This window comes from Streptomyces purpureus, from assembly GCF_014648195.1.
Lineage (GTDB): Bacteria > Actinomycetota > Actinomycetes > Streptomycetales > Streptomycetaceae > Streptomyces > Streptomyces purpureus.
In genome coordinates this window covers 4451-12124 of the sequence record NZ_BMQQ01000030.1, presented here as the reverse complement: position 1 = coordinate 12124, position 7674 = coordinate 4451, and the positions used below count along the sequence as shown (strand labels likewise).

Annotated in this window: 7 protein-coding genes; 6 read left to right on the top strand and 1 reads right to left on the bottom strand. The window is 71.2% G+C overall.

Annotated elements, in window-relative coordinates:
* The first annotated feature begins 20 nt into the window (after positions 1 to 20).
* The 6 genes from IEZ01_RS28465 to IEZ01_RS28440 are packed head-to-tail and all read left to right on the top strand — an operon-like array spanning position 21 to position 6159.
* Positions 21 to 1016, top strand: coding sequence for a sugar phosphate isomerase/epimerase family protein (locus IEZ01_RS28465; RefSeq protein ID WP_019890541.1), 996 nt, complete (start codon positions 21 to 23; stop codon positions 1014 to 1016).
* Positions 1010 to 1633: an EboA domain-containing protein gene (locus tag IEZ01_RS28460; protein WP_019890542.1), complete on the top strand. Its 624-nt coding sequence runs from the start codon at positions 1010 to 1012 to the stop codon at positions 1631 to 1633. Before IEZ01_RS28465 ends, IEZ01_RS28460 begins: the two co-directional genes overlap by 7 nt.
* Positions 1633 to 2490 carry a TatD family hydrolase gene (locus IEZ01_RS28455; protein ID WP_019890544.1) on the top strand — a complete coding sequence of 286 codons (858 nt, stop codon included), beginning with the start codon at positions 1633 to 1635 and terminating at the stop codon, positions 2488 to 2490. Before IEZ01_RS28460 ends, IEZ01_RS28455 begins: the two co-directional genes overlap by 1 nt.
* Before the next feature lie 4 nt (positions 2491 to 2494).
* Entirely contained in the window at positions 2495 to 3664 is a 1170-nt protein-coding gene (eboE, locus tag IEZ01_RS28450; RefSeq protein WP_189204507.1) for a metabolite traffic protein EboE, read from the top strand.
* Positions 3661 to 5046 (top strand): alkaline phosphatase family protein, encoded by a 1386-nt coding sequence (locus IEZ01_RS28445; protein ID WP_019890548.1) that lies wholly within the window; start codon positions 3661 to 3663, stop codon positions 5044 to 5046. The genes eboE and IEZ01_RS28445 overlap by 4 nt, the downstream gene beginning before the upstream one ends.
* Positions 5047 to 5094: 48 nt before the next feature.
* Positions 5095 to 6159: a sugar phosphate isomerase/epimerase family protein gene (locus tag IEZ01_RS28440; protein ID WP_189204506.1), complete on the top strand. Its 1065-nt coding sequence runs from the start codon at positions 5095 to 5097 to the stop codon at positions 6157 to 6159.
* A 6-nt stretch (positions 6160 to 6165) separates the two neighbouring features.
* Here the strand turns inward: IEZ01_RS28440 and IEZ01_RS28435 are convergent, their stop codons facing one another.
* On the bottom strand, positions 6166 to 7482 hold the full coding sequence (locus tag IEZ01_RS28435; protein WP_189204504.1) for a DUF2254 domain-containing protein: 1317 nt from the start codon (positions 7480 to 7482) through the stop codon (positions 6166 to 6168).
* Positions 7483 to 7674 lie beyond the last annotated feature (192 nt).

Below are 7674 nucleotides of genomic sequence, written 5' to 3'. Positions count from 1 at the left end.
GCCCGAAAGGTGAGCCCCACATGAGCAGAGTCGCCGCACCGCCTGCCGGTCAGTCCGCCCCCGGGGGGCCCTCCCCCGCCCCCGTCCCCGTCCCCGTCCCCGCCCCCGTCCCCGCCCCCGTCCCCGCCCCCGTCCCCGCCCCCGGCCCCGTGTCAGGGTTCCGGCTCGGCTACGGCACCAACGGCCTCACCGACCTCCGGCTCCCTGACGCCCTCTCCCTCCTCGCAGACCTCGGCTACGACGGCGTCGGGCTCACCCTCGACCACATGCACCTGGACCCGCTCGGCCCCGACCTCGCCGCCCGTACCGCACAGGTCGCGCGTCGCCTCGGCGAACTCGGACTCGCCGTCACCGTCGAGACCGGCGCCCGCTATGTGCTCGACCCGCGCAGCAAGCACGGCCCCTCCCTCCTCGACCCCGACCCGGAGGCCCGCGCGGCACGCACCCGGCTGCTGACCCGCGCCGTACGGATCGCCGCGGACCTGGGGGCCCACGCCGTCCACTGCTTCAGCGGTGTCACCCCCGGCGGCACCTCCGCACCCGCCGCCTGGCAGCGGCTCGAACAGTCCCTCACCCCCGTCCTGGACGCCGCCTCCACTGCTGGCGTCCCGCTCGCCGTGGAACCCGAACCCGACCACCTCCTCGCCACCCTCGACGACTTCCACCACCTGCGCCGTCTCTTCGGCGACCCCGCACCCGAACTCCTCGGTCTTACCCTCGACATCGGCCACTGCCAGTGCCTGGAGTCCGTGCCGCCCGCCGACTGCATCCGCGGCGCCGCTCCCTGGATCCGTCATCTCCAGATCGAGGACATGCGCCGGGGGGTGCACGAACACCTCCCGTTCGGCGACGGCGAGATCGACTTCCCGCCCGTCCTGGCCGCCCTCGCCGAGCTGACCGCGGCCGGCTACCCGGGCCTCACCGTCGTCGAGCTGCCACGCCACTCCCACGCCGGACCCGAACTGGCCCGCTCCTCCATCGAATTCCTCCGCCCCCAGGGAGCCCCGGCATGGTGAACCCGCACACTCCGAAACGCCCGGACTCCGCCTCGCACACGCCGGCCCCGCCCCCGACGCCGCCTCTCGGCGGGGCCGCCCGCGCCTGGCTCGACCAGGCCCTCGCCGAAGCCACCGCCCGGACACCGGACTGGGAAATCCGCTTCACCACCGCCGGCCGCCACTGCGGCCACGAACATGCCGACTCCGTACGCACCCTCCTCCTCCACACCGCCCAGGCCACCCCGGACACCCTCGCCCGCCTCTACCACCAGGGCAGCGCCGCCGAACGCCGCGCCGTCCTGCTCTCCCTCCCCTTCCTCCTCACGGGCCCCGAGGCCGTGGACCTGGTCGAAGACGCGCTCCGTTCGAACGACACCCGCCTGATCGCCGCCGCCGTCGGCCCCTACGCCGCCGCGCATCTCGACACCCACTCCTGGCGGCACGCCATCCTCAAGTGCCTCTTCACCGGCGTCCCCGTCGACCACGTGGCCGGCATGCCGGCCCGCGCCCGGGGCGACGCCGAACTCGCCCGGATGCTCGGCGACTACGCCGCCGAACGCCGCGCCGCCGGCCGCACCTGCCCCGCCGACCTCCACCGCGTCCTCGCCATGACCGCCCCTACGGAGGACTTCTGATGCGTATCTTCGACCCCCACATCCACATGACCTCCCGCACCACCGACGACTACCAGGCCATGTACGACGCCGGGGTCCGCGCCGTCGTCGAACCCTCCTTCTGGCTCGGCCAGCCCCGCACCTCACCCGCCAGCTTCTACGACTACTTCGACTCCCTCCTCGGCTGGGAACCCTTCCGCGCCGCCCAGTACGGCATCGCCCACCACTGCACCCTCGCCCTCAACCCCAAGGAGGCGAACGACCCCCGCTGCACCCCCGTCCTGGATGCCCTGCCCCGGTATCTCGTCAAGGACAACGTCGTCGCCGTCGGAGAGATCGGCTACGACTCCATGACACCCGCCGAGGACACCGCCCTCGCCACCCAACTCGCGCTCGCCGCCGACCACGGCCTGCCCGCCCTCGTCCACACCCCCCACCGCGACAAACTGGCCGGCCTGCGCCGCACCCTCGACGTCCTGCGCGAATCGCCCCTTCCCCCCGAGCTCGTCCTCCTCGACCACCTCAACGAGACCACCGTCAAGGAAGCCGCCGACAGCGGTGCCTGGCTCGGCTTCTCCATCTACCCCGACACCAAGATGGACGAGGACCGCATGGTCGCCCTCCTCAAGAACCACGGCACCGCACGGGTCCTCGTCAACTCGGCTGCCGACTGGGGCAGAAGCGACCCCCTGAAGACCCGCAAGGTCGGCGACGCCATGCTCGCCGCCGACTTCACCGACGACGACGTCGACCAGGTCCTGTGGCGCAACCCCGTCGCCTTCTACGGCCAAAGCGGCCGCCTCCAACTCGACCTCCCCTCCCACGACACCCCCGCCACCCACCACGAAGGCAACTCCATCCTCCGCGGAGGCGAGTGAGGCGATGCGCTTCCGCCACCCCGACGGCTCCACGGTGCACCTCGCCTACTGCACCAACGTCCATCCCGCCGAAACCCTCGACGGGGTCCTCGCCCAACTCCGCGACCACTGCGAACCCGTACGCCGCCGACTCGGCCGCGACCGTCTCGGCATCGGCCTCTGGCTGGCCAAGGACGCCGCGCACGCCCTCACCGGCGACCCGGCCGCCCTGCGCACCCTGCGCGCCGAACTCGACCGCCGCGGCCTCGAAGTCGTCACCCTCAACGGCTTCCCCTACGAAGGCTTCGGCGCCCAAGAGGTCAAGTACCGCGTCTACCAGCCCGACTGGACCCGCCCCGAACGGCTCTCCCACACCACCGACCTGGCCCTCCTCCTCGCCGCGGTCCTCCCCGACGACGTCACCGAAGGCTCGATCTCCACCCTCCCCCTCGCCTGGCGCACCGCCTTCGACGCGCACGCCGCCGACACCGCCCGTACCGCTCTCGCCACCCTCGCCGAACGCCTCGACGCCCTCGAAGAGCTCACCGGGAAATCCCTGCGGATCGCGCTCGAACCCGAACCCGGCTGCACCATCGAAACCACCACCGACGCCATCGCCCCCCTCACCGCCCTCTCAAGCCCCCGCATCGGCGTCTGCCTCGACACCTGCCACCTCGCCACCTCCTTCGAAGACCCCCACACCGCCCTCGACGCACTCGCCACAGCCGGCATCCCCCTGCCCAAAGCCCAGCTGTCCGCCGCCCTCCACGCCGAACACCCTCACCTTCCCAAGGTCCGCGAGGCGCTGGCCGCCTTCGCCGAACCCCGCTTCCTCCACCAGACCCGCACCCGCACCCCGTCAGGGCTTCACGGCACCGACGACCTGCCCGAAGCCGTCACCGGACGGTCCCTCCCCGACACCACCCCCTGGCGCGCCCACTTCCACGTCCCCCTGCACGCCCCACCGGCCCCGCCGCTCACCTCCACCCTGGACGTCTTCCAGGACACCCTCACCCTGCTCCTCGGCGGCCCCCAGCCCCTCACCCGCCACCTCGAGGTCGAGACCTACACCTGGCAGGCCCTGCCCCCAGCACTACGCCCCCGTACCCGAGGCCGGCTCGCCGACGGCATCGCCGCCGAACTCACCCTCGCCCGCGACCTGCTCACCGACCTCGGCCTCAAGGAACTCCCATGAGCCACCCGACCCCTCTCCTCGTCCTCGACGTCGTCGGACTCACCCCCCGTCTCCTCGACCACATGCCCCGCCTCAAGGCCCTCGCCCGCGACGGCTCCCACGCCTCTCTCGGCACCGTCCTGCCCGCCGTCACCTGCGCCGCCCAGTCCACCTTCCTCACCGGCACCCTCCCCGCCGAACACGGCATCGTCGGCAACGGCTGGTACTTCCGCGAACTCGGCGACATCCTGCTCTGGCGCCAGCACAACGGCCTCGTCGCCGGCGACAAACTCTGGGACGCCGCCCGCCGCATCCACCCCGGCTACACCGTCGCCAACATCTGCTGGTGGTACGCCATGGGCGCCGACACCGACATCACCGTCACCCCCCGCCCCATCTACTACGCCGACGGCCGCAAAGAACCCGACTGCTACACCAGGCCCCCGGCTCTCCACGACGAACTCACCGACGCACTCGGCACCTTCCCCCTCTTCCACTTCTGGGGCCCAGGCGCCGACATCGTCTCCAGCCAATGGATCACCGACGCCACCCGGTACATCCTGCGCACCCGCCGCCCCGACCTCGCCCTGTGCTACCTCCCCCACCTCGACTACGACCTCCAGCGCTTCGGTCCCGACGACCCGCGCTCACACCAGGCCGCCGCCGACCTCGACCGGACCATCACCCCCCTCCTCGACGACGCCCGCGCCGAAGGCCGCACAGTCGTCGCACTCTCCGAATACGGGATCACCAGAGCCGGCCGCCCCGTCGACATCAACCGCGCGCTGCGCCGCGCCGGCCTCCTCGACGTCCACACCCAGGACGGCATGGAGTATCTGGACCCGATGGCCTCCCGCGCGTTCGCCGTCGCCGACCACCAGATCGCGCACGTCTACATACGCCGCGCCGAAGACGTCGACGCCACCCGCGAAGCCCTCCACGCCCTCCCCGGCCTGGACCAGCTCCTCGACGACGCGGGCAAGAAGGCCCATGGCCTCGACCATCCCCGCTCCGGCGAGCTCGTCGCCATCGCCGAACCCGACGCCTGGTTCACGTACTACTACTGGCTCGACGACCAGCGCGCCCCCGACTTCGCCCAGCTCGTCGACATCCACCGCAAGCCCGGCTACGACCCGGCCGAACTGTTCATGGACCCCCACGACCCCGCCGTCCGCCTCAAGGCGGCCACAGCCATCGCCCGCAAGAAGCTCGGCATGCGCTACCGGCTCGCGGTCGTTTCCCTCGACCCCTCACCTATTCGCGGCAGCCATGGCCGCCTCCCCGCGAGCGACGACATCGACACCGGGCCACTCATCCTGTGCTCCACCCCCCGCGCCGTATCCGGCCGCGTCGCGGCCACCGAAGTGAAGGCCCTGCTGCTCCAACTCGCCGGTCTCCACTGACTGATCAGAGTGAAGCACAGACCACCGACAACGAGGAGTTATCCACAGATGAGCCGCACCAGCAGACACTCCGACCCCGAACTCGCCCACTGGCTCAGCAGACGCGGCGCGCTCGGCGTCGCCGCCGGCACCACCGCGGCCGCCCTCCTCGCCGCCGCCGCCCCCACCGCCGCGGCCCGGGACCACACCGCAGGCACCGCCTCCGCGGACGGCCACGGGCACGGACACGGCCGCCCCGTCCTCCCACCCGGCCGGCTCGGCATCCAGCTGTACTCCCTGCGCGACAAGGTCTCCACCTTCGGCTTCGCACCCGTCTTCGCCGAGCTCCGCAAGCACGGCTACGACGAAGTCGAATACGCCGGGTACGGCCAAGGCTCCGCGGGCCCCATCACCCTCGCCCAGCTCAGAAAGCTCACCCGCGAGCACGGTCTGCGCGGCATCGGCAGCCACGTCGGCTACTACTCCTCCGACCCGAACGCGTACACCTTCGCCCAGAACCTCGACAAGGTGCTCGACGACGCCCAGGCCCTCGGCCTCCCGCACATCGGCACCGCCTCAGGGCCCTGGCGCTACGGAGCCACCGTCGACGGCTGGAAGCGCTGCGCCGACGAGTTCAACCACTACGGCGCCGAGGCCAAGAAGCGCGGCATGAAGTTCTACCAGCACAACCACGCCGAAGAGTTCTCCTTCGCCACCGACCACCCGCACGTCCGCCTCTACGACATCCTCCTCGCCGAGACCGACCCCGAGCTCGTCCACCTCGAAATGGACATCTACTGGGCCCACGTCGCCCAGTTCCGGTACTCCCGCCGCCCGGACGGCGCACCGGCCCCGTTCGACCCCCTCGACTACGTCCTCAGGCAGCCCCACCGCTACCCGCTCTTCCATGTCAAGGACGGCGAACGCGACGACTCCGTCCGCGACGGCTACCGCATGGCGGACGTCGGCGACGGAGACATCGACTACCAGCGGTTCATCTCCGCCGTGAACCGCACCCACGGCGGCCGCCGCAACCACCACTGGCAGGCCGAACACGACAACCCCGTCGAATCATTCGCCTTCGCCCGCAAGTCCAGCGCCCACCTCCACTCCCTCCGGGAGAAGGACTGCTGACACACCTCACCCGATCCCCTGACGGTCGGCTTCCAGGGCGAAGGCCCGCTCGGCCGCCTCGGGCACCGTACGCTCCACGGCCTGCACCAGGAGCGTACGGTGCCGCAGCAGCGGCTCCCTGCGGTCCCCGGGCACCAGCGACAGCAGATCGTCCACCCCCGCCAGGATCCGGCGTGTCACCTGCGGATTGCCCACCGAACAGAGCCGGATCTCCGTCAGCCCCAGATCCACGAGGTCGGTCCACGACGGCCCGTCGAGCACCAGCCGCACCGCGCCCCTCCGGTCCCGATGCCGGACGCCACCGAGCCGCCGGTGCGCGGTCGCCGCGAGAAACTGCACGATCCGGTCCAGGCACTGCACCGCGGTGGTGGGATCGTTCACCGCCGGCGACAGCGCCCGCTGACCGATGTCCGCCAGCTGCCGCAGACCGAGCCCCAGATCCTGGTGAAACGTCCGCTCGACCCCCACCGACACCGCGAACCGCGTCAGCCGCCGGGACGGCATCCGCCCCTCCCCGTGCACGGCGAGCACCCGCGTCCCCGGGACCACGAAGTCGCCGATGCGGGGCAGGAGCCGCAGTGCCACGCCGTGCCGCCGGGCCACGCGCACCAGCCGCGCCACGTTCACATCACGCAGCACCCCGGCGTGCCCCTCATACGTCAGATACGCCCGGACCTGGCCGAGGTCGAGTTCCTCGCTGCCCTCGTCCTGCCGCGGCTGCCTCGCCAGCAGCCGGAACGCCTCGGCCGCGATCCGTTCGGCGACATGGCTCACCCGCATCAGCCGCAGCGTGGCGTTCACGTACGCGATGAACAGCAGCAGACTCAGCGCCACCATCACCACGGTCAGGAACGCCTGGACCACCGGCACGCTCTCCACCAGCCGGGGATCGGTCTCCCCTTCGTACGCGGTGAGGACCAGCAGCGACAGGGCGAACGTCGACAGGAACACCGCGAAGGTGGCCTTGGTGATCCGGCTCCGTACGAAGATCCGCACGACCCGGGGGCTGAACTGCCCGCTCGCCATCTGGACCGCGACCAGCGAGATGGAGAAGACGACACCGATGAAGGTCATCATCGCCGTGCTGATCGCGGTTACCACGGCCTGGGCGTCCTGGGCGATACCGATGTAGTAGCTGACCGCGTCGTACTCGCCCGCGTCCTGCGCGGCGGAGACGATCGCCGTGTCCAGCGCGTCGGCCGCCGTCCACAGCACGCAGACCAGGACGAGGGCCGCCACCGGCGCGAACCAGAACGTGTCCCTCAGATGCTCGCGCAGCGGCGACAGCATGCGCGGACGGCTGTGCTCGGTGCCGTGTGCCATGTCATGTACGTATGTCATTGACTACGCGTACGCGCACGGAAACACGCTGTACGCGCGGCCGGGACATTCAGGACCGGAGTAACGAGAACAAGGCGGCCACACCCCACTGACCACGGAAAACGTGGGTGAAGGGCACCTGAAACCCCTGGTAGAGTTATCCATGTCGCCGCGAGGGAAACCCCGCGAAAACGA

What these genes read in the sequence shown, in the direction of transcription:
- IEZ01_RS28460 (WP_019890542.1), top strand. Translation starts at nt 1,010, where the DNA reads ATGGTGAACCCGCACACTCCGAAACGCCCGGACTCCGCCTCGCACACG.
- IEZ01_RS28445 (WP_019890548.1), top strand. Translation starts at nt 3,661, where the DNA reads ATGAGCCACCCGACCCCTCTCCTCGTCCTCGACGTCGTCGGACTCACC.
- IEZ01_RS28465 (WP_019890541.1), top strand. Translation starts at nt 21, where the DNA reads ATGAGCAGAGTCGCCGCACCGCCTGCCGGTCAGTCCGCCCCCGGGGGG.
- IEZ01_RS28440 (WP_189204506.1), top strand. Translation starts at nt 5,095, where the DNA reads ATGAGCCGCACCAGCAGACACTCCGACCCCGAACTCGCCCACTGGCTC.
- IEZ01_RS28455 (WP_019890544.1), top strand. Translation starts at nt 1,633, where the DNA reads ATGCGTATCTTCGACCCCCACATCCACATGACCTCCCGCACCACCGAC.
- IEZ01_RS28435 (WP_189204504.1), bottom strand. Translation starts at nt 7,482, where the DNA reads ATGGCACACGGCACCGAGCACAGCCGTCCGCGCATGCTGTCGCCGCTG.
- eboE (WP_189204507.1), top strand. Translation starts at nt 2,495, where the DNA reads ATGCGCTTCCGCCACCCCGACGGCTCCACGGTGCACCTCGCCTACTGC.